The organism is Roseobacter sp. (assembly GCF_039970775.1).
Lineage (GTDB): Bacteria > Pseudomonadota > Alphaproteobacteria > Rhodobacterales > Rhodobacteraceae > Roseobacter.
Window position 1 is genome coordinate 62,205 of sequence record NZ_JBDVLG010000025.1, and the last position, 20,058, is coordinate 82,262.

16 protein-coding genes are annotated in these 20,058 nt (G+C 57.3%); 6 read left to right on the forward strand and 10 right to left on the reverse strand.

The annotated features are described in order from the left end of the window. Positions 1-129: 129 nt before the first annotated feature. From ABJH13_RS05205 to speB, 3 genes are all read right to left on the reverse strand, one after another. Positions 130-975, reverse strand: coding sequence for a class I SAM-dependent methyltransferase (locus ABJH13_RS05205; protein WP_348405155.1), 846 nt, complete (start codon positions 973-975; stop codon positions 130-132). Beyond that, positions 972-3,014: an ASKHA domain-containing protein gene (locus ABJH13_RS05210; RefSeq protein WP_348405156.1), complete on the reverse strand. Its 2,043-nt coding sequence runs from the start codon at positions 3,012-3,014 to the stop codon at positions 972-974. Before ABJH13_RS05210 ends, ABJH13_RS05205 begins: the two co-directional genes overlap by 4 nt. 150 nt (positions 3,015-3,164) lie before the next feature. Further along, a complete protein-coding gene (gene speB, locus ABJH13_RS05215) occupies positions 3,165-4,130 on the reverse strand; it encodes an agmatinase (RefSeq protein ID WP_348405157.1) in 966 nt (321 codons plus the stop codon). Positions 4,131-4,290: 160 nt separating this feature from the next. On the opposite strand from speB, the gene guaB reads away from it, so the two are divergent. The 6 genes from guaB to ABJH13_RS05245 all read left to right on the forward strand — a co-directional run bounded on the left by guaB (position 4,291) and on the right by ABJH13_RS05245 (position 14,086). Next, on the forward strand, positions 4,291-5,739 hold the full coding sequence (gene guaB, locus ABJH13_RS05220) for an IMP dehydrogenase (protein WP_348405158.1): 1,449 nt from the start codon (positions 4,291-4,293) through the stop codon (positions 5,737-5,739). Between the two features lie 69 nt (positions 5,740-5,808). Then, on the forward strand, positions 5,809-6,981 hold the full coding sequence (locus ABJH13_RS05225; protein WP_348405159.1) for an RsmB/NOP family class I SAM-dependent RNA methyltransferase: 1,173 nt from the start codon (positions 5,809-5,811) through the stop codon (positions 6,979-6,981). A gap of 452 nt (positions 6,982-7,433) precedes the next feature. Then, the gene (locus ABJH13_RS05230; RefSeq protein ID WP_348405160.1) at positions 7,434-9,605 is read left to right on the forward strand and encodes an ATP-binding protein; all 2,172 of its coding nucleotides are present in this window, start codon (positions 7,434-7,436) and stop codon (positions 9,603-9,605) included. A 318-nt stretch (positions 9,606-9,923) separates the two neighbouring features. Continuing rightward, positions 9,924-11,003: a recombinase RecA gene (gene recA, locus ABJH13_RS05235; protein WP_348405161.1), complete on the forward strand. Its 1,080-nt coding sequence runs from the start codon at positions 9,924-9,926 to the stop codon at positions 11,001-11,003. A 129-nt stretch (positions 11,004-11,132) separates the two neighbouring features. After that, a complete protein-coding gene (alaS, locus tag ABJH13_RS05240) occupies positions 11,133-13,793 on the forward strand; it encodes an alanine--tRNA ligase (protein ID WP_348405162.1) in 2,661 nt (886 codons plus the stop codon). A 5-nt stretch (positions 13,794-13,798) separates the two neighbouring features. Continuing rightward, entirely contained in the window at positions 13,799-14,086 is a 288-nt protein-coding gene (locus ABJH13_RS05245) for a DUF1330 domain-containing protein (RefSeq protein ID WP_348405163.1), read from the forward strand. Between the two features lie 44 nt (positions 14,087-14,130). Here ABJH13_RS05245 and typA read toward each other — a convergent pair whose 3' ends face one another. From typA to ABJH13_RS05280, 7 genes are all read right to left on the reverse strand, one after another. Next, entirely contained in the window at positions 14,131-15,948 is a 1,818-nt protein-coding gene (typA, locus tag ABJH13_RS05250) for a translational GTPase TypA (RefSeq protein ID WP_348405164.1), read from the reverse strand. Positions 15,949-16,053: 105 nt separating this feature from the next. Then, positions 16,054-16,389, reverse strand: coding sequence for an SMR family transporter (locus ABJH13_RS05255; protein WP_348405165.1), 336 nt, complete (start codon positions 16,387-16,389; stop codon positions 16,054-16,056). Between the two features lie 46 nt (positions 16,390-16,435). Next, entirely contained in the window at positions 16,436-17,044 is a 609-nt protein-coding gene (locus ABJH13_RS05260; protein ID WP_348405166.1) for a YitT family protein, read from the reverse strand. 132 nt (positions 17,045-17,176) lie between these two features. Then, entirely contained in the window at positions 17,177-18,391 is a 1,215-nt protein-coding gene (locus tag ABJH13_RS05265) for an NADP-dependent isocitrate dehydrogenase (RefSeq protein WP_348405167.1), read from the reverse strand. Between the two features lie 159 nt (positions 18,392-18,550). After that, entirely contained in the window at positions 18,551-19,135 is a 585-nt protein-coding gene (locus ABJH13_RS05270) for an HD domain-containing protein (RefSeq protein WP_348405187.1), read from the reverse strand. Next, positions 19,128-19,370: a hypothetical protein gene (locus tag ABJH13_RS05275; protein ID WP_348405168.1), complete on the reverse strand. Its 243-nt coding sequence runs from the start codon at positions 19,368-19,370 to the stop codon at positions 19,128-19,130. Before ABJH13_RS05275 ends, ABJH13_RS05270 begins: the two co-directional genes overlap by 8 nt. A 2-nt stretch (positions 19,371-19,372) precedes the next feature. After that, complete coding sequence (locus ABJH13_RS05280) at positions 19,373-20,026, reverse strand: alpha/beta hydrolase (protein ID WP_348405169.1); 654 nt, start codon at positions 20,024-20,026, stop codon at positions 19,373-19,375. Between the last annotated feature and the right edge of the window lie 32 nt (positions 20,027-20,058).

Consider the following 20,058-nt stretch of genomic DNA (forward strand, 5'->3'; position numbering starts at 1 on the left):
GAAGTAACCAAAAATGCCAAATAGCTGCGGTTTTTCTGGCCTGTGGTCCCGAAATCATGGGCGGAGATATAATCAGGCGGTTGCAAGGGGGCGCAGGTTCCCGCTTTGCCTGACCCAATAGCACCGGCGTTAGGGGCAGCGTGCAGAAAAGAAGTTGATTTCGGCCGGGATACGCAGGCCATGAGACGTCTCATACCGTTGAAAATTCTGGGCCGCGTATGAGACAATCGCCGCGCGATCTGCGGGTGTGCCCTTGAAATAATCAAGGGTGCGCGCCGCAGGGCCGATGCTGGTCGCCATCTGTGCCACCGCCTCTGCATCGCCTTGGGGCGTCAGGTGCAAAGGGTCGACATCGGCGCGAATATGGTCAAAGCCAGCCTGTGATAATATGGCCACCGTTTGGTCGACATTCCGCATGGAAAACGGCCCCGGCGCGTCAGGGTCCGTCGGCGGGGGCGCACCTAATTGCTGCTTTGCTGCCTGTGCTGCGGCCGTGAACCAAGGGTTGTTGGTGATCTGGCCCCAAGTGGCGAATGTCACATAAGCGCCGGGTTTTAACCCGCTGCGCATATTGGAAAAAGCCGCGATAGGATCCGTGAAAAACATCACTCCAAACCGCGAGATCAGATGGTCAAACTGGGCGGGGCCAAACGCATATTGCGCGGCATCTGCCTCAACAAAGGCCACGTTGGGGTGGTCGGCTGCGCGCTGCCGGGCCAATCCCAACATCGTGGGCGAAATATCCGCGCCCAGCACGCGGCCTTGCGCACCAACCAGATCTGCCGCACGCAGGCTGCTATCGCCGGTCCCGCATCCGATATCGAGCACGGCTTGCCCCTGTGTGATCTTCGCGCGGTTCAATACCCCGTCAAGCACCGGCTGCATCAGCTGATCCAGGATCTGCTGTTGCGCGACCCATTTGCCACCTGCATCTGAGGTCCAGAACGTGGCTTGGTCACTGTTGTCTTGTGTCATACGCGGCGTCTTCGGCGGCGGCCTGTGCCGTTTTGATCGCCGCCGCCTGTGTTAAATGACGCATCGGGCAGGGTCACGATGGACCTCAAAATCGGGAAGGGTTCGACCGCGTTGGGGATGGCAGACGCGTTCACGAAATGCTCTTGGAACCGTGGTTCAATCGCGGTTTCGATCTTGTGGATGGCGCGTACGGTGGCTTCGATTTCGGCCCGCGCCGCAGTGTTCAGCAATGCGATGCGCGCGCCCGTGCCTGCCGCGTTGCCCGCAGATGTCACCTTGTCGAGAGGCGCGTCCGGGATCATGCCCAACACCATCGCGTGTTTGGTTGAGATATGCGCGCCAAAGGCCCCGGCCAACACCACGCGGTCCACGCTGTCGACGCCGAATTTATCCATCAACAGGCGCGCGCCAGAATAAAGCGCTGCCTTGGCCATCTGGATTTCGCGAATATCGCGGTTGGTGACGGTGATTTTGGGCCCGCCTGACGCCGTCCCATCATAGAGCAGATACGACTGGGTGCGCCCATCTAGAAAACACCGGTCCGACCCGGTCTGTTCCGCAGACCCGATCAAACCGGGCGCATCGACGATCCCATTTATGCGCATTTCGGCGACCATTTCGATGATGCCGGACCCGCAAATACCGGTTACGCCTGTGGTGGCGATCACATCGTCAAAACCGTCTTCGTCGGACCACAGGTCAGACCCGATCACCTTGAACCGTGGTGCCTTGGTGGTGGGGTCTATCTCCACGCGTTCGATGGCGCCGGGGGCCGCGCGCTGGCCCGAACTGATCTGCGCGCCCTCAAATGCAGGGCCCGTCGGGGACGAACACGCCAGCACCTTGTCGCGATTGCCTAGCAGGATTTCGGCATTGGTGCCCACGTCGACAACCAACACCAGATCATCGGATTTATCCGGTGCCTCAGACAGGGCGACGGCGGCGGCATCGGCGCCGACGTGACCCGCGATGCAGGGCAACATATAAATACGCGCCGACCGGTGGATGTTGAGATCCAGGTCATCGGCGCGCAGCCGCATCGCCCCATTGGTGGCTAGCGCAAAGGGCGCTTGCCCCAATTCAAACGGATCAATCCCCAGCAACAGGTGATGCATCACCGGATTACACACAAACACCGCATCCACGATCAGCTCTTTGTCGATACCCGCCTCGGTTGCGATTTGGGTGAACAGCCCGCACATGCCTTCGCGCACCGCGCGGGTCATTTCCTGATCACCGCCCGCGTTCATCATGGAATAGGACACCCGGCTCATCAGATCTTCGCCAAAGCGGATCTGCGGGTTCATCACCCCAGATGATGCCAAAACCTTGCCGGTTTGTAGATCACACAGATGCGCCGCGATGGTGGTAGAGCCCAGATCAACCGCCAGCCCGTACACCGTGCCGTCGTAATACCCCGGCCAGATGTGTATGATCCGGGGCCGGTTTTCGGCATCACCCAGATGCACGGCGACGGTGACCTTCCAGCTACCTTTGCGCAAAATAGGTTGCATCGATTGCAAGATATGCAGATCGGCGGTGACCTCGGGCAGATCCCATTGCTCCGTCAGCGCGGCGCGCAGCCGCTCCAGATCGCCGGATGGGTCGTGCATGTCGGGTTCTGCGACCTCGACGTAAAAGAGCTTGGTCGACGGGTCCAACACGATCTCGCGTGCCTCGGCGCGTTTGCGCACGACCTGTTTGTGCACCTGGCTTTCGGCGGGCACATCGATCACGATATCGCCCTGCACCATAGCCTGACAGCCCAGCCGCCGCCCTTTGGCGAGCCCGCGTTTGTCGTCATAGCGTTGTTCCACGCTGTTCCAATCTGACAGGGCATCATCCTGAACGGTGACGCCATGTTTGGAAAATTCGCCGTAGCTGGGGGTGATCTGACATTTCGAACAGATGCCCCGCCCACCGCAGACGGAATCCAGATCAACACCCAACTGCCGCGCGGCGGTCAGGACGGGGGTGCCGACAGGGAAATGTCCGCGCTTGCCGGAGGGGGTGAAAACCACAAGGGGGTCGTTGCTCATCGTCTGATAACACCTGTTTTTGATCTTGCGTTCACACATAGCGCGGGCAGGGGGCTGCGCCTACCGTCTAGCGTCACATAATGCGCCGGTCGCGGCATTGCCCGCCTGAATTTATCATAACGATTATGAACAGCCGTTGATCTGCCCGTCTCAGGCCGTCTGTGCGCGGGCGTGAAATATGAACCCCAACGTGTTCAACAAGACCTGTGCGGCCAAAATAGAGGTCGATCCCGTTGGATCGTAATCGGGTGCGACCTCCACCAGATCGATCCCGACAATCCGGTGCCGTGCGGTGACCTGTTGCAACATTTCCAGCACATCGTAGTATAAGAACCCACCGTGGCTAGGGGTGCCGGTGCCCGGCGCGATAGAAGGGCAGAACGCATCAATGTCGATGGTGATATAAACATCCGCGCCTTTGGGGATTGTGTCGGCGACACCACCGGGGCCCATGTTGCGCGCTTGGCGTACTGATATAATCTGCGACCCCATGGCACGCGCATCTGCGTAGCCCTCGCGTGCCGTGGAACTGACGTTGCGAATGCCCACCTGTGTCAACCCCGACACATAGGGTTGTTCTGCCGCCCGCCGCATAGGGTTGCCGTGCCCGTGCCGGACCCCGTGGCGTTCATCGACGAAATCCAGATGCGCGTCGATCTGCAAGATATGAAACGGCGTAGGCGTGCTGTCAAAGGCCCGAATGCAGGGGATGTTGATCGAATGGTCGCCACCAATCACCGCAGGCAAGGCGCCCGCCGCCAAAATGGCACGCACCCCGGTTTCGATATTGGCGTGGCTTTGGCGGGTGTCGGTGTGCACGATATCAGCATCCCCGATATCAACGATACGTACATCGGCGGGCAGGTAGGTCGCATCGTCTTCGTGGTCGTAGGCCCCGGCGTGGCCAAAACTAAACAGGGTCGATGCCTCGCGCACGCCGCGTGGGCCAAACCGGGCACCCGCCCGCCATTGGGTGCCCGCATCAAAAGGCGCGCCCAAGATCGCGACATCGGCATCAATGGTCTGCCAATCGGCGTGATAGGGGCGTTTGCCAAAGGTCGATATCCCGACAAAGGGCAGATCTAATCTGCCGCCTTCGTATTCGTGTCCTGCCATGTGGGTCTTCCTTTGGTGGTGCTGCGCCAAGCTTGCGAGGTGTGTGGGCAATTGGCAATGGTGCGCTGCTGTCAAAACCTGCTGAATTACCCCTTTTCATTTCGCTCTGCCCGTGAAATAGGAAACTGCCAAATGAGACACTCCACGCGCGAGGTATGCTATGGAGATTCGTGAGGCCCTGACCTTTGATGATGTGCTGCTGGTGCCGGGTGCATCGTCGGTTTTACCGTCCACTGCGGACACACGCACGCGCGTGACGCGCGCCATTTCGATGAACATTCCGTTGCTCAGTTCCGCGATGGATACCGTGACCGAAGGGCGCATGGCGATTGCTATGGCGCAGGCCGGTGGCATCGGTGTGGTGCATCGCAACCTCAGCATTGAGGAACAAGCGCGCGAGATCCGCCGTGTTAAACGGTTCGAAAGCGGGATCGTCTATAACCCCATCACGCTGCGCGCCGACCAAACGTTGGCCGACGCCAAGGCGTTGCAAGAACGCTACCGGGTGACAGGGTTCCCCGTCGTTGATGATGCGGGCCGGGTGGTCGGTATTGTGACCAACCGCGACATGCGCTTTGCCAGCGACGATAAAACACCCGTTTCGGTGATGATGAGCTCGGATGATCTGGCCATTCTGCACGAACCGGCAGACCGCCAAGAGGCGATCAGCTTGATGAAAGCGCGCCGGATCGAAAAGCTGCTGATCACCGATGGCGCCGGTAAATTGACGGGGCTTTTGACCCTCAAAGACACCGAACAAGCGGTGCTGAACCCCACAGCCTGCAAGGACGGTCTGGGCCGGTTGCGCGTTGCTGCGGCAACCACCGTGGGTGATGCGGGCTTTGAACGGTCGCAGGCGTTGGTGGATGCGGGCGCGGATATGATCGTGATCGACACCGCGCATGGGCATTCCGAAGGCGTCGCAATTGCGGTGCGCCGAGCCAAAGAACTGTCGAACGAGGTTCAGATTGTGGCGGGCAACGTGGCCACCGCCGAGGCCACGCGCGCATTGATTGATGCGGGTGCCGATGCGATCAAGGTTGGGATCGGGCCGGGCTCTATTTGCACCACGCGGATGGTGGCGGGTGTGGGCGTGCCGCAGCTGACAGCCATTATGGACTGTGCGAAGGCCGCAGGCGAGACCCCGGTGATCGCCGATGGCGGCATCAAGTTTTCGGGCGATTTTGCCAAAGCCATCGCGGCGGGTGCGTCCTGCGCGATGGTGGGCAGCATGATCGCGGGCACCGACGAATCCCCCGGTGAGGTGATCTTGTACCAAGGCCGCAGCTTCAAAAGCTACCGCGGTATGGGCAGCTTGGGGGCGATGGCCAGCGGATCCGCGGACCGGTATTTCCAAAAAGACGCCGCCAGCGACAAGCTGGTGCCCGAAGGCATCGAAGGTCAGGTGGCCTACAAAGGCAGTGCGGGCGCTGTGTTGCACCAGTTGGTCGGCGGTTTGCGCGCGGCGATGGGGTACACCGGTTGCGCCACGGTCGACGAGATGCGCAGCAATTGTAATTTCGTAAAGATCACCGGTGCGGGGCTCAAGGAAAGCCACGTGCATGATGTTCAGATCACCCGAGAAAGCCCGAACTACCGCGCGGGCTAACACCGCCTGCCGCCATCGGTGGCTAGGGTTGCGTAAAATTGGAACACCGATGGCAAAGGGGTGCGTGTTATGACGCCAGCAGCGCGGATCAATGCGGCGATCGACCTATTGGATCGCATTCAGGCGGGCGAATTGGCAGACCGCGTTTTGGCGGCCTGGGGGCGTAAAAACCGGTACGCGGGGTCCAAGGACCGGGCCGCCATAGGCGATATCGTCTATGACGTATTGAGGAAAAGACAAAGCCTCGCCGCCTTGGGGGGCGGAGAGACGGGGCGCGCGCTTTTGTTGGGGTACGTGCGCGCAAGCGGGCAGGACCCTCGCGCCGTTTTTGGCGCGGATCGGTACGCACCCTCGGAATTAACCGCTGATGAGGCATCCTACGATCCGGTTGCGCATGCCTCGTTGGCCGAAAGCGCGGATTTTCCCGAATGGCTCTGGCCTGACCTTGTGCGATCTCACGGTGATCACGCTTTGCCCGTGGCGCGTGCGATGCGTGACAGGGCACCGGTGCATCTTCGGGTAAACCTGCAAAAGCGCAACCGCGATGACGCTCTAGCGTCGCTTGCCGACGAGGGCATCATCTGCGAACCGCTTGGCCTGTCACCGTCTGCTTTGCAGGTCATAGAAGGGGCGCGAAAGATCCGAAATTCGGGGCCTTACCTAAACGGCATGGTCGAATTGCAAGACGCGTCGTCGCAGGCGGCGGCCGATTTGGTCCCGCTAACGCAGGGCCAGACCTTGCTTGATTTTTGTGCGGGGGCGGGCGGAAAGGTCTTGGCCATCGCTGCGCGAACCACCGCAGAGTTTTTTGCGCATGACGTAGACCCACGCAGAATGAAAGATCTGTCTGTCAGGGCCGAACGGGCGGGTGTGAGTGTCACCCAATTGACGCTTGACGAAATAGAACAAGACCAGCACCAGTTTGACACGGTTCTTATCGACGCCCCATGTTCGGGCAGCGGCTCTTGGCGTCGTGATCCGCAAGGAAAGTGGGCATTGACCCCGGACAGGCTTGGTGAAATTGTTGATCTGCAACAAGAAATTCTTGATCTTGCGTGCATGCTGGTCAAACCGCATGGGCATCTTGTCTATGCGACGTGCTCTTTACTAGATCGCGAAAACGAGCGGCAAGTCAAAGAATTTTTGGCCCGAAACACGCATTTCTCGACCATCGACGAGCAACAATTTACGCCTGTGTCAGACAGCGACGGGTTTTATTGCGCGGTGCTCCGCAAGGACTAAAAACCGGTGCGATCTCGACCATTCTGCTGGGCTGAGAAGGCGGTTGGTTCTGTCCAAAATCACGCAAAGCACCATTTAGGTGGTTTCTCAACCTTTACTCTCGACGGGGAAACGGGCGTTCGCGCAGCACCAGTGCGTGGTTTGCGACACGGGGTTGCGATGGGATAGGGCGGTAAACGGCGGCAGTTTTTGAATAGCACACTTGACGCGCGTTAAAGTCTGGCGATACTCAACTCTAACGGGCAGTGCGTGGTGTGGTTAAGTCAAGCTTAAGACATCAGTCGCGTTAATGACGTTGCGATTCGAATAAACTTGGGAGCCTGATTTTGCCGCGCGGAGCGTTGACCCCCTCTAAATTAACACAATTCGCACTAAACGCGCAAAAGCGTCTGGGAGCACTTGTTGTTGTATCCGCTTTACTGGGCGGTCTCGCCGTGGTCACGGATGATCCGATGACACGTCAGGCGTTGCTGGCGGGGTGCTTGTCCCTGTTGGGTGTGTGCGGCGGATTAACCTTAATTGCGCGGCGCCATGCCGCACATCGCGCTGTCACAGTCGCCACATTGGCCGATTTTATTCACAGCGATTCGTCGCCCAGCTTCCTTGTCGATACGAACGGTGCATTGCTTTCGTCGAACCAATCGGCGCAAAAACGATTTGATGGTGATCTCGACGAAACCCTTAGCGGAACTCTGAAGAACACTCTCGCCAATCCAAGCGGCATTATATTCCGCCTGCAAACGCGTGCCGAACAAGAAGGATCGGCGCGCGAAGACTTGGTAACCCGGCGCGGACACATTCGTTTGACGGCGCATCAGGCAGGCCAGCAAACGTTTATGTGGCGGTTCGAAGACGTCCCGGTTGCGAGCGAGGACGCCGATGCGCCCGCATTGCCGATGGTGTTGGTCGGACACACCAATGCGGTGCTGTATATGAACGAACCCGCCCGCAAAATTGCCGGGGGGCGCGTTAAAACACTGGACCGGCTTTTTGAACAATTGCCGGTTATTCCGGGGATGGTGTGTGATGTTGCAGGCAGCAACGGTAGCACACGCGTTCGGATCTGCGAGATGGATGCGGGTGCAGGGCGGCGCGCGCTTTATCTGTTGCCGCCCGGTGCCGAAGCTATGGCGCGGGATGAATGGAACGTCTTTCAGGATCTGCCGGTCCCGCTGCTCAAGATCGGGCCTGACGGCGATGTGTTGGCCTACAACCGTTTGGCCGCTGGGTTAATTGGCATCGGGCTGAAAGACCATGTGCATCTGTCTGACCTTATGGAAGGTCTGGGGCGTTCGATGGGGGATTGGTTAACCGAAACAATCGCAGGGCGCGCGCCGCAACAATCGGAATTTCTGCGTCTTAAACGGACAGACAAAGAAGTGTATGTGCAGGTCACGCTGAACCGTGTGACGGAAGAGGGCAAACCTGCGTTAATCGCTGTCTTGAGCGACGCAACAGAACTAAAATCGCTTGAAGCGCAGTTTGTGCAAAGCCAGAAAATGCAGGCTATTGGGCAGCTTGCTGGCGGTGTGGCCCACGATTTCAACAATCTTTTAACAGCAATTTCAGGGCATTGCGACCTGTTGTTATTGCGCCATGATCAGGGTGATCCTGATTTTGGAGATCTCGTGCAGATCAACCAAAACGCCAATCGTGCGGCTGCTTTGGTTGGGCAATTGCTGGCGTTTTCGCGCAAACAGACCCTGCGCCCTGAGACGTTGGATATGCGCGATACGTTGTCGGACCTGACGCATTTACTCAACCGGTTGGTCGGCGAAAAGATCACGCTAACACTTAGTCATGATCCGGTGCTGGAGCCAATTCGCGCCGACAAACGGCAGTTGGAACAGGTATTGATGAACCTCGTCGTGAACGCACGAGACGCTATGCCGCAAGGCGGGCAGATCCGGATTGTGACGGAATGCACAGACCTGGCAGACCCCTTGGAACGCGACCGCGTACGGGTACCGCCGGGCCGATATGTGACCGTTCAGGTATCTGACGATGGGGTGGGAATTCCGTCTGATAAACTTCAAAAGGTGTTTGAGCCGTTCTTTACGACCAAACGCACCGGCGAAGGCACTGGACTTGGCCTGTCGACCGCCTACGGCATAGTCAAACAAACCGGCGGGTATATCTTTGTGGACAGCACTGTTGGAACGGGCACGCAGTTCACGTTGTATTTCCCTGTGCTGGAGCCGTCCGAAGCGCAGATGCCGGTCAAACGAGAGGCAAAGCCCAAGGCGGTCGCTCAGCACGGCGATGGGGTGATATTGCTGGTCGAAGACGAAGCACCTGTCCGTGCTTTTGCGAGCCGGGCCTTGCGGTTGCGGGGATACACAGTGCTTGAGGCCGATTCTGCCGAAGCCGCGCTTAAAACGCTTGAGGACGCATCGCTCAATATTGATGTTTTTGTCACCGATGTGGTCATGCCGGGGATGGACGGCCCCAGTTGGGTACGCGAAGCCCTGAAAGAGCGTCCGGGCGTGCGTGTGGTGTTTGTTTCGGGCTATGCCGAGGACAGTTTCGGCGAGACTCAGATCAAAATTCCCAATTCGGTGTTTTTGCCTAAGCCCTTTTCGCTGAATGATCTCACCGATACGGTCCACCAACAACTGCATTAAAGACGCAGCACAAAGCGTTTGATTTCCCGATGTTTTCAACGTTTTTCAGGATGGGTCGAATACTTCATATTTTACCTTAATTTTATTAAATATACTTCTGTTATTACGATAAAAATTAACTTTAGAGACCACCTATTTCTCGAGGCCAGGCACCCTTAAACCTGTCTTTAACCAGAATCGACAAAATATAGTTTAGTGAAATTTTGATTGAAATGTTCTCTTTTTGATCTCATAAAGAACGTAATGAGAACATCTCGCTGGGAGCTGTTGGCAGTGATTGCCGAGTTTCCCGAAGTATGACACTAAGAGGAAACGCGAATGGCAACGGCAGATTTATTAAGCATGAAAAGTAAGAAAACTGCAGACAAGCAAAAGGCGCTTGATTCCGCGCTGGCGCAAATCGAACGCCAGTTCGGTAAAGGCTCAATCATGAAGCTGGGCAAAGAAGGTGCCGTTCAAGATATTAAGGCAAGCTCGACGGGTTCGCTAGGCTTGGACATTGCGTTGGGTATTGGTGGCTTGCCAATGGGGCGTATCGTGGAAATCTACGGGCCTGAAAGCTCTGGGAAAACCACGCTGACCTTGCATTGTGTGGCGGAGCAACAAAAAGCCGGGGGCGTATGTGCGTTCGTTGACGCGGAACATGCGTTGGATCCGACTTATGCCAAAAAGCTTGGCATTGATTTGGACGAATTGCTTATCAGCCAACCGGACACGGGCGAACAGGCGCTTGAAATCACCGATACGCTGGTGCGGTCGGGCGCTGTGAACATGGTCATCGTTGATTCGGTGGCCGCGCTGACGCCGAAGTCAGAGCTTGAAGGCGACATGGGCGATAGCTCTGTCGGCGTGCAGGCCCGTTTGATGAGCCAGGCCATGCGCAAACTGACAGGCTCCATCAGCCGCAGCAACTGCATGGTGATCTTTATCAACCAGATCCGCATGAAAATCGGCGTCATGTTTGGGTCCCCGGAAACGACAACAGGCGGTAACGCGCTCAAATTCTATTCGTCAGTCCGCTTGGATATCCGCCGTATCGGTGCCCTGAAAGACCGCGACGAAATCGTTGGCAACCACACCCGCGTCAAAGTCGTGAAAAACAAAGTGGCAGCGCCGTTCAAACAGGTTGAATTCGACATCATGTATGGCGAAGGTATTTCCAAGATGGGCGAATTGCTTGATCTTGGTGTGGCCGCCGGCGTGGTCGATAAATCAGGGTCGTGGTTTAGCTATGGCGACGAACGCATCGGCCAGGGACGTGAGAACGCCAAAGGGTTCTTGCGTGAAAACACCGAAATGGCGCTGGATATCGAAGATAAAATCAGGGCCGCGCATGGGCTCGATTTTGATATGCCACCCCATGAACGCAAAGAAGACGACGATATCCTCGAAGCCTAGGTACCGTTGTCGAAATCTGAAAACAGGGCGTGTCGGTTGGGCGCGCCCTTTTTCATGCGCAATGCCCGTGGACAGCCGTGAACGCGCGGGTTATTTCTCGCAGGCTGACCCATTGTGCAAAGGCCTGACATGCAAACGCTGAACGATATACGCTCTACCTTCCTGTCCTATTTCGGCAAGCAGGGGCATGCGGTCGTCCCGTCCAGCCCGTTGGTGCCGCGCAACGATCCGACGTTGATGTTTGCAAATTCGGGCATGGTGCAATTCAAAAACCTGTTCACCGGCATCGAGACACGCGACTATCAATGTGCGACCACGGCGCAAAAATGTGTGCGTGCAGGCGGCAAACACAATGACCTCGACAATGTCGGGATGACGGCACGCCATTTGACGTTTTTTGAGATGATGGGGAACTTCAGCTTTGGCGATTATTTCAAAGAACAGGCCATTCCTTATGCGTGGGAAGTGCTGACCAAAGAATTGGGTATCCCCAAGGAAAAACTGTTGGTTACGGTGTATCACACCGATGACGAAGCGGCTGCGATCTGGAAAAAAGTCGCAGGTCTGCCGGATGACCGCATCATTCGCATCGCCACGGACGACAATTTTTGGCGCATGGGGCCGACGGGTCCGTGCGGGCCGTGCACCGAGGTTTTCTATGATCACGGCGATCACATCTGGGGCGGTCCTCCCGGATCGCCTGACGAAGACGGTGATCGGTTCATCGAAATCTGGAACATCGTCTTTATGCAGGACGAACAATTCGAGGATGGCACCCGCAAACCGCTGCCGATGCAATCTATCGACACCGGCATGGGGCTGGAACGGATTTCGTCGCTGTTGCAGGGCACCAATAGCGTGTTCGAGACCGATTTGATGTTGTCGCTGGTCGAGGCCTCTGCCCATGCGACCTCCACGGGCATAGACGCGGATGTGATCACCCACCACCGCGTGATCGCGGATCACTTGCGGTCCACGTCTTTCCTGATGGCGGATGGTGTGATGCCGTCAAACGATGGGCGCGGTTATGTGTTGCGCCGGATCATGCGCCGGGCCATGCGCCACGCGCATCTGTTGGGGGTAAAAGATCCGTTGATGCACCAGTTGGTGCCAGCGTTGGTGCGCCAGATGGGGGCGGCTTACCCGGAACTGGGGCAGGCACAATCTATGATTGAACAGACATTGTTGCAGGAAGAAACCCGCTTTCGCCAAACGCTGGATCGGGGTCTGAAACTGCTCGACGAAGAGCTGACGCATCTAGATGCAGACGCGAATTTGCCCGGCGAAACGGCGTTTAAACTGTATGATACGTTTGGCTTCCCGCTTGACCTGACGCAGGATGCGCTGCGCGAAAAAGGGCGTGCGGTGGATACTGCCGGATTTGACACCGCCATGGCCGAACAAAAAGCCAAGGCGCGTGCAGCATGGTCGGGGACGGGTGAGGCAGCAGATGCGGCGATTTGGTTTGATGTGGCAGACCAGCGCGGCACAACCGATTTTTTAGGGTATGACACCGAAACCGCCGAAGGTCAGATTGTCGCCTTGGTCAAAGACGGCGCCACGGTCGCGTCGGCGCAAAGCGGCGAAATCATCCAAATCGCATTGAACCAAAGCCCGTTTTACGCTGAAAGCGGCGGGCAGGTTGGCGATACCGGAACGGTGACAACTGCGGGCGGGGCCGCGCGGATCACCGATACCCGAAAAACCGCCGGTGTGTTTGTGCATATCGCAACCGTGACCAAAGGGACAATTTCGGTGGATGAGGCCGCAGTGCTGCAGGTCGACCACGACCGGCGATCTGCCATTCAGGCCAATCATTCTGCCACGCATTTGTTGCACGAGGCCCTGCGCGCGGCGCTGGGGGATCACGTGGCGCAGCGCGGCTCGCTAAACGCGCAAGACAGATTGCGGTTTGATTTCAGCCACACCCAAGCATTGAGCCGTGCGGAACTTACACAGGTCGAGCAGGACGTAAACGCGTATATCCGCCAAAACGGAACCGTCGAAACCCGCATTATGACCCCAGACGACGCGCGTGCGATAGGAGCGCAGGCGTTGTTTGGCGAGAAATACGGCGACGAGGTGCGCGTTGTTTCGATGGGGTGTCTTGACGGGTCGGGCAAGGGCGCGGATGGGCAGACCTATTCGTTGGAACTATGTGGCGGGACCCATGTGCAGCAAACCGGCGATATCGGCGCGTTTGTGATTTTGGGTGACGGTGCCAGCAGTGCAGGCGTGCGCCGGATCGAGGCGCTGACCGGCGCCGCAGCGATGACGCATTTGCGCGATCAAGACACGCGTTTGGCCGAGGTCGCGACCGAACTCAAGGCGCAGGCCGCTGATGTGCCAGACCGTGTGCGCGCGTTGCTGACCGAGCGTCGCACGTTGGCCAATGAGGTTGCGCAGTTGCGCCGCGAATTGGCGATGTCTGGCGGTGGAGATACGGATGCGCCGCAGGCGCGTGATGTCGCGGGCATTCCGTTTTTGGCGCAGGTCGTGTCTGGCGTGACTGGGCGCGATTTACCTGCGCTGGTTGACCAGTTCAAAGAGAAACTGGGGCGTGGCGCTGTGCTTTTGATCGCGGATGCAGATGGCAAGGCGGCGGTTGCGGCCGGGGTCACCAAGGACCTGACAGGCCAGATTTCGGCGGTGGATATCGTCAAAGCAGCTGTTGCAGAGCTGGGCGGTAAAGGTGGCGGCGGACGCCCCGATATGGCCCAAGGCGGTGCAAAAGATGCAAGCCAAGCGGATGCCGCGATCGCTGCGGCTGAAAATATCTTGAAAGGATAAAGACAATGGGAGCACTTTGGATCGCTCATGTGACCGTCACCGACGAAGAGGCGTACGGAAAATACGCCGCTCTCGCAACAGAGGCCGTTGCAGCCCATGGCGGTGTGTTCATCGCCCGTGCAGGTCGGTTTGTGCAGCTAGAAGGCAAGGCGCGTCCACGCAATGTGGTTGCACGGTTCACCGATGTGGAAACGGCGGAAAAGTGCTATAATTCAGATGTTTATCAGCGCGCGCTAAGTCATGCGCGCGACGCGTCAGAGCGTGAATTGATGATCATCGAAACAACTGATTGATCATATGAAAACGCCCGCCGCATAACTGCGACGGGCGTTTTTTATTAGCTGGCCTTTGCCATCCGCTTGCGTTCATGCGGATCCAGATACCGTTTGCGCAACCGGATCGCGTTGGGCGTAACCTCGACCAATTCATCATCATCGATGTAGGCAATGGCCTCTTCCAACGACAGTGTCACGGGGGTGGTCAGCCGCACGGCTTCGTCTGTGCCAGAGGCCCGGACGTTGGTCAGTTTCTTACCTTTGAGCGGGTTCACTTCGAGATCATTTTCGCGGCTGTGTTCGCCGATGATCATGCCGGTGTAGACGTCCGCTTGGGCGCCGATCATCATTTTTCCACGCTCTTCGAGGTTCCACAAAGCAAAGGCAACCGACGTGCCATTTTCCATGGAAATCAATACACCTGCGCGACGGCCGGGGATCTTGCCTTTGTGTGGCGCCCAGTCGTGGAAGACGCGGTTGATCACGCCCGTGCCGCGTGTATCTGTCAGAAATTCACCGTGATAGCCGATCAACCCGCGTGATGGCACATGCGCCACGATGCGTGTTTTGCCTGCTCCGGCGGGTTTCATTTCGACCAACTCACCGCGACGCACACCGGTGATTTTTTCGATCACGGCGCCAGAATATTCGTCGTCGACGTCAATTGTGGCTTCTTCGATGGGCTCGTGGCGTACGCCGTCGATGTCTTGGAACAACACCTGAGGGCGTGAAATGCTAAGTTCGAACCCTTCGCGGCGCATGTTTTCGATCAAAACACCCATCTGCAATTCGCCACGGCCTGCGACTTCAAAGGCATCGCCACCGGGGGTGTCGGTGATTTTGATCGCAACGTTGCTTTCGGCTTCTTTCATCAGACGTTCGCGGATGACCCGAGATTGCACTTTTTTACCGTCGCGGCCCGCCAATGGCGAGTCGTTGATGCCAAAGGTCACCGTGATGGTGGGCGGATCAATCGGTTGTGCGGGGATTGCGTCGCTCACGGATTGGTCGGCCAACGTGTCGGCCACGGTTGCTTTGGTCATGCCCGCGATGGATACGATATCGCCGGCTTCGGCCACGTCGATTGCTGTCTGCTCAAGGCCGCGGAACGCAAGGATTTTGGTGCATCGGAAATTCTCGATCAGGCTGCCATCGCGGGACATCGCCTTGATGGTTTGCCCGGCTTTGAGCGTGCCTGAATCCACACGACCCGTCAGCATCCGACCCAAAAACGGATCCGCGCCCAAGGTTGTTGCCAACATCGTGAATGGCTCAGCCGCGCGTTCGATTTGGGCGGGGGCGGGTACGTGATCGACGATCAGCTGAAACAGCGCTTCGAGGTTTTCGCGTGGCCCGTCCAGTGACATATCCGCCCAGCCAGACCGGCCGGATGCGTACATCGATGGGAAATCCAGCTGCTCATCTGTGGCGTCAAGATTTGCAAACAGGTCAAAACATTCGTCCAGCGCGCGGTCTGGTTCGCCGTCTGGTTTGTCGACCTTGTTGATCACCACGATTGGGCGCAGGCCCAGTTTGAGCGCCTTGGAGGTCACGAATTTGGTTTGCGGCATCGGGCCTTCGGCCGCGTCCACCAGCAATACAACGCCGTCCACCATCGACAAAATGCGTTCAACCTCGCCACCGAAATCCGCGTGGCCGGGCGTGTCAACGATGTTGATGCGCGTGCCTTTCCATTCCACGGATGTGGGTTTGGCAAAGATCGTGATGCCGCGTTCGCGTTCTAGATCGTTGCTGTCCATGGCGCGTTCTGTCGTCGCCTGGTTTTCGCGGTAGGTGCCCGATTGCTTGAGCAATTCATCCACAAGCGTGGTTTTGCCGTGGTCAACGTGAGCGATAATTGCGATGTTGCGCAGGTCCATGGTTTAGCCTTTGTTCGGAAAATAGCAGCGGTTTTGGCCACGCTGCAGGGGTTGCAGGGCGCATAACGCGCCGCGTCCCAGAATGCTAGGGTAAATCGGTATTGGTTAATGCGACGTGGTGTTTGACAGCAGGTGGATGACTAAAATTCCCCCAATGATCATGGTCAGGCCTAAAATCGCGGGCGCATCGAGCCGTTGATCAAACATGACAAACCCAATCACGGCGATCAGGACAATGCCCAGCCCGGACCAAATTGCGTAAACCACACCAACCGGCATGACCCTAAGCGTGAGCGACAGCAAAACGAATGCAACGCCGTAGGCCGCGATTGACAGCAACGATGGCCAGAGTTTGGTGAATTGAGCGCTGGCATGGAGCGCGGTTGTCCCGATGGTTTCGGCCGCGACGGCGAGAATAAGATACAGATAATGTGCCGGCATCACGTGATCCTTATGCATGGGGCGGTGGGCCACCACGCGGGTGGCGTCAAGTGGCGATGTATCGGTCGCGCCGGTGATTGACGGCAACGATTAGGTTCAACACCACCGAGCCTACCAACGAATATAGAACCACGTCGATTGGGAATAATAAAAAGGCAGCGGTGAAGATGACCGCGTCTAAAATCAGCTGGACCCAGCCGGCTTTGAAGCCTGTGGTGTCTTGGACCAGCAGCGCGACAACCCCAAAGCCGCCCATGGATCCATTGTGCCGAAACATCGCCAATAGGCCAAGCCCAGACATCGCACCAAAGGTGATCGCCGCAAGGCCCGGATCGAGTTGATCAAACGACATCCCCCAAGGTAGGGCCATGGTGATCAGGGACATCAAGGTGACGGACATGAGCGATTTTAACGTGAACTGCACCCCGAGGCGCCGATAAGCTAACACATAAAACGGCAAGTTGATGACGAAGAATGTGATCCCAAAGGGATAGCCGGTCAGGTAGGCAAATATGATTGCAAGGCCCGCAGTTTGCCCGGTGATCAACCCGACGGAAGTCAGGATATGAACGCCAACGCTGCACAAAAACACCCCCAAGCCGAGGCCCTGAGTGTCTTCCCACAGCGTGTGTTTTTTCGGGTCATCGGATGCCATGTTCATGACCAGCGCGTACCGTGTTCTGGGGGCGGATGTCCATTGATTGGACGTGACTTCAGGGGGTTGTCAAGCCGTGCTGCCGAAAGTTTGTGCAACGGCCGATATATGCACCGGCCGTTGCGTGCGGCGTTAGCCCACAAGCGCTTTGTTTAGGTTTTCGTCGACCTTTTCGAGAAAACCCATGGTTGTGAGCCATTTTTGGTCAGGCCCCACCAGCAATGCGAGATCTTTGGTCATGAACCCGGATTCGACCGTGTCGACGATCACCCGCTCTAGCGTTTCGGCAAAGTTCATGAGGGGGGCGTTTTCGTCGAGCTTGGCGCGGTGCTTTAATCCGCCCGTCCACGCGTAGATCGACGCGATAGAGTTGGTTGATGTCTCTTCGCCCTTTTGGTGTTGGCGGAAGTGGCGGGTGACGGTGCCATGGGCGGCTTCGGCTTCGACGGTGTTGCCATCCGGGGTCATCAAAACGGAGGTCATCAGACCCAAGCTGCCGAACCCTTGTGCCACCGTGTCAGACTGGACATCGCCGTCGTAGTTTTTGCACGCCCAGACATAGCCGCCGTTCCATTTCATGGCGCAGGCCACCATATCGTCGATCAGCCGGTGTTCATACGTGATACCCGCCGCTTTGAATTTATCTTCAAATTCAGTTTCGTAGATGTGCTGAAATAGCTCCAGAAACCGGCCGTCGTATTGTTTTAGGATAGTGTTTTTGGTCGACAGATACACAGGCCAACCCAACGACAGACCATAGTTCATCGAGGCGCGCGCAAAATCGATGATCGATTGATCCAGGTTATACATCGCCATCGTGACGCCCGCGGCAGGCGCGTCAAAAACTTCCTTTTCGATCTCTGTGCCATCATCGCCCACGAATTTCAGCGTCAATTTCCCCTTACCGGGAAATTTGAAATCTGTGGCTTTGTATTGATCGCCATAGGCGTGACGGCCCACCACGATAGGCCGGGTCCAACCGGGCACAAGGCGCGGGACGTTCTTGCAAATAATGGGTTGGCGAAAAATCACGCCGCCCAGGATGTTACGGATGGTCCCGTTGGGTGACCGCCACATTTGTTTCAGGCCAAATTCCTCGACGCGGGCCTCGTCGGGGGTGATGGTGGCGCATTTCACACCAACGCCGTGTTCTTTGATCGCATGGGCGGCGTCAACGGTGATCTGGTCATCCGTTTCGTCGCGCGCTTCCATCCCCAGATCGTAATATTTCAGATCGATATCAAGATACGGCAAAACGAGCTTTTTCTTGATGAAATCCCAGATAATCCGCGTCATTTCATCGCCGTCAAGCTCGACAACGGGGTTTTCCACCTTGATCTTGGTCATGGGGCGCTCCTGCACAGGGGGTTGAATCGCGATATCAGCCGTGTAGCGCAGGTATCGTTAATTTAAAAGTCTGTATACATTTGCATACCGAAAATTTCTAGTTAGAATTGTATAGATGCCACGTAAACCAGCAGACCTCGGCCCCTTGCAGGGTCACAATCAGGTCATGTGCCGCGCAAACCACGTGACCAGCTTGGGGCGCAGCCAGGCCCAGAGCACAGGTGCGCCGCGTTCCAATGGTGTGCCAACGCGTTGATCTATCTGGGCAAGTGTCACGTTATAATCCGTCCACGACCCGCCTCCGTTTTCCAGATTGGCGAGCGGCGTGGTCAACCGGTCAATGGCTTTGCCAAATTGAGCGTCTGGGGTCTCGGCGGCTTCGAATTCATCCCAAAGCGCGCGGTATTCGGCGGCCTGATCCGGTGGTAACAGGCCAAATAGACGGTCAGCTGCAGCCTGTTCGGCGGCGTCTTGTGCGGCCGCATCCACATCGCCGTGGATCGGGTTATCGCCCGCGTCAATCTCGACCAGATCGTGCAGCAACAACATCCGCATCACTCGGCCAGCGTTGACGCCGTCGGGCGCGTGTTCGGCCAGCACAAACGCGTGCAGCATCACGTGCCAAGAATGTTCGGCAGAGTTCTCAAACCGGCTGTTGTCGTGCAGACGCGACGCCCGCAAGACCGATTTTAACCGGTCCGCTTCGTTCAGGAATGCGATCTGTGCGGCCAGCCGGTCAGTCATCTTGGTGAGGGGGCGGCGCAGTGGCCAGCTCATCATTGATGGTCTGCAACACCTGACGGGCCCGTTGTTCGGCGCGGCGAACGCGTACGGCGGTCATATACGCTTCTTCCATCGTCTGCGACGAGCCGCCGATTGCGTCGGCGACCCGTTGAACAAAGGCATCATCCCCAGTGGCGTTGATGATCTTGAGGCTTTCTAGCGCCAATTCATCCGCGACATCCTCGACAATGCCCATGCTCAGCGCGATGTTTCTGTCAGGCGGCGCTTCACATATGACGTCGTGCTGCCGATCAACGTATCCAGGTGCGGTTCTTCAAAGAAGTGCCCCGCGCCTTCGATCTGCTCGTGGGTGATCGTGATGCCTTTTTGCTCGTGCAGTTTGGACACCAAGGTCTCTGTATCAGCAGGCGGTGCCACACGGTCGGCGGTGCCGTTGATGATCAACCCCGAAGACGGGCAGGGCGCTAGAAACGAGAAGTCATACATGTTGGCAGGCGGGGCGACCGAAATGAACCCGGTGATTTCTGGCCGGCGCATCAACAGTTGCATTCCGATCCAGGCACCAAAGGAAAATCCAGCTACCCAACAGTGTTTGGAATTGTTATTCATGGATTGCAAGTAATCCAACGCGGAAGCCGCGTCAGACAGCTCGCCAATCCCCTGATCATATTCCCCCTGGCTTCGGCCAACGCCGCGGAAATTAAACCGCAGAACAGTGAAACCCATATGATAGAACGCGTAATGCATCCGGTGCACGATGGCTTGGTTCATCGTGCCGCCAAATTGGGGATGGGGGTGCAAGATGATCGCAATCGGTGCGTCACGTTCTTTTTGAGGGTGGTAGCGGCCTTCGAGTCGGCCTTCGGGTCCGGGAAAAATGACCTCGGGCATGTGCGTCCCTGTAACAAAGTCTATTTGCACCC

Excerpts from the sequence above, each read along its gene's own strand:
- ABJH13_RS05205 (WP_348405155.1), bottom strand. The coding sequence starts at position 975 with ATGACACAAGACAACAGTGACCAAGCCACGTTCTGGACCTCAGATGCA.
- ABJH13_RS05210 (WP_348405156.1), bottom strand. The coding sequence starts at position 3,014 with ATGAGCAACGACCCCCTTGTGGTTTTCACCCCCTCCGGCAAGCGCGGA.
- speB (WP_348405157.1), bottom strand. The coding sequence starts at position 4,130 with ATGGCAGGACACGAATACGAAGGCGGCAGATTAGATCTGCCCTTTGTC.
- guaB (WP_348405158.1), top strand. The coding sequence starts at position 4,291 with ATGGAGATTCGTGAGGCCCTGACCTTTGATGATGTGCTGCTGGTGCCG.
- ABJH13_RS05225 (WP_348405159.1), top strand. The coding sequence starts at position 5,809 with ATGACGCCAGCAGCGCGGATCAATGCGGCGATCGACCTATTGGATCGC.
- ABJH13_RS05230 (WP_348405160.1), top strand. The coding sequence starts at position 7,434 with ATGACACGTCAGGCGTTGCTGGCGGGGTGCTTGTCCCTGTTGGGTGTG.
- recA (WP_348405161.1), top strand. The coding sequence starts at position 9,924 with ATGGCAACGGCAGATTTATTAAGCATGAAAAGTAAGAAAACTGCAGAC.
- alaS (WP_348405162.1), top strand. The coding sequence starts at position 11,133 with ATGCAAACGCTGAACGATATACGCTCTACCTTCCTGTCCTATTTCGGC.
- ABJH13_RS05245 (WP_348405163.1), top strand. The coding sequence starts at position 13,799 with ATGGGAGCACTTTGGATCGCTCATGTGACCGTCACCGACGAAGAGGCG.
- typA (WP_348405164.1), bottom strand. The coding sequence starts at position 15,948 with ATGGACCTGCGCAACATCGCAATTATCGCTCACGTTGACCACGGCAAA.
- ABJH13_RS05255 (WP_348405165.1), bottom strand. The coding sequence starts at position 16,389 with ATGCCGGCACATTATCTGTATCTTATTCTCGCCGTCGCGGCCGAAACC.
- ABJH13_RS05260 (WP_348405166.1), bottom strand. The coding sequence starts at position 17,044 with ATGGCATCCGATGACCCGAAAAAACACACGCTGTGGGAAGACACTCAG.
- ABJH13_RS05265 (WP_348405167.1), bottom strand. The coding sequence starts at position 18,391 with ATGACCAAGATCAAGGTGGAAAACCCCGTTGTCGAGCTTGACGGCGAT.
- ABJH13_RS05270 (WP_348405187.1), bottom strand. The coding sequence starts at position 19,135 with ATGACTGACCGGCTGGCCGCACAGATCGCATTCCTGAACGAAGCGGAC.
- ABJH13_RS05275 (WP_348405168.1), bottom strand. The coding sequence starts at position 19,370 with ATGGGCATTGTCGAGGATGTCGCGGATGAATTGGCGCTAGAAAGCCTC.
- ABJH13_RS05280 (WP_348405169.1), bottom strand. The coding sequence starts at position 20,026 with ATGCCCGAGGTCATTTTTCCCGGACCCGAAGGCCGACTCGAAGGCCGC.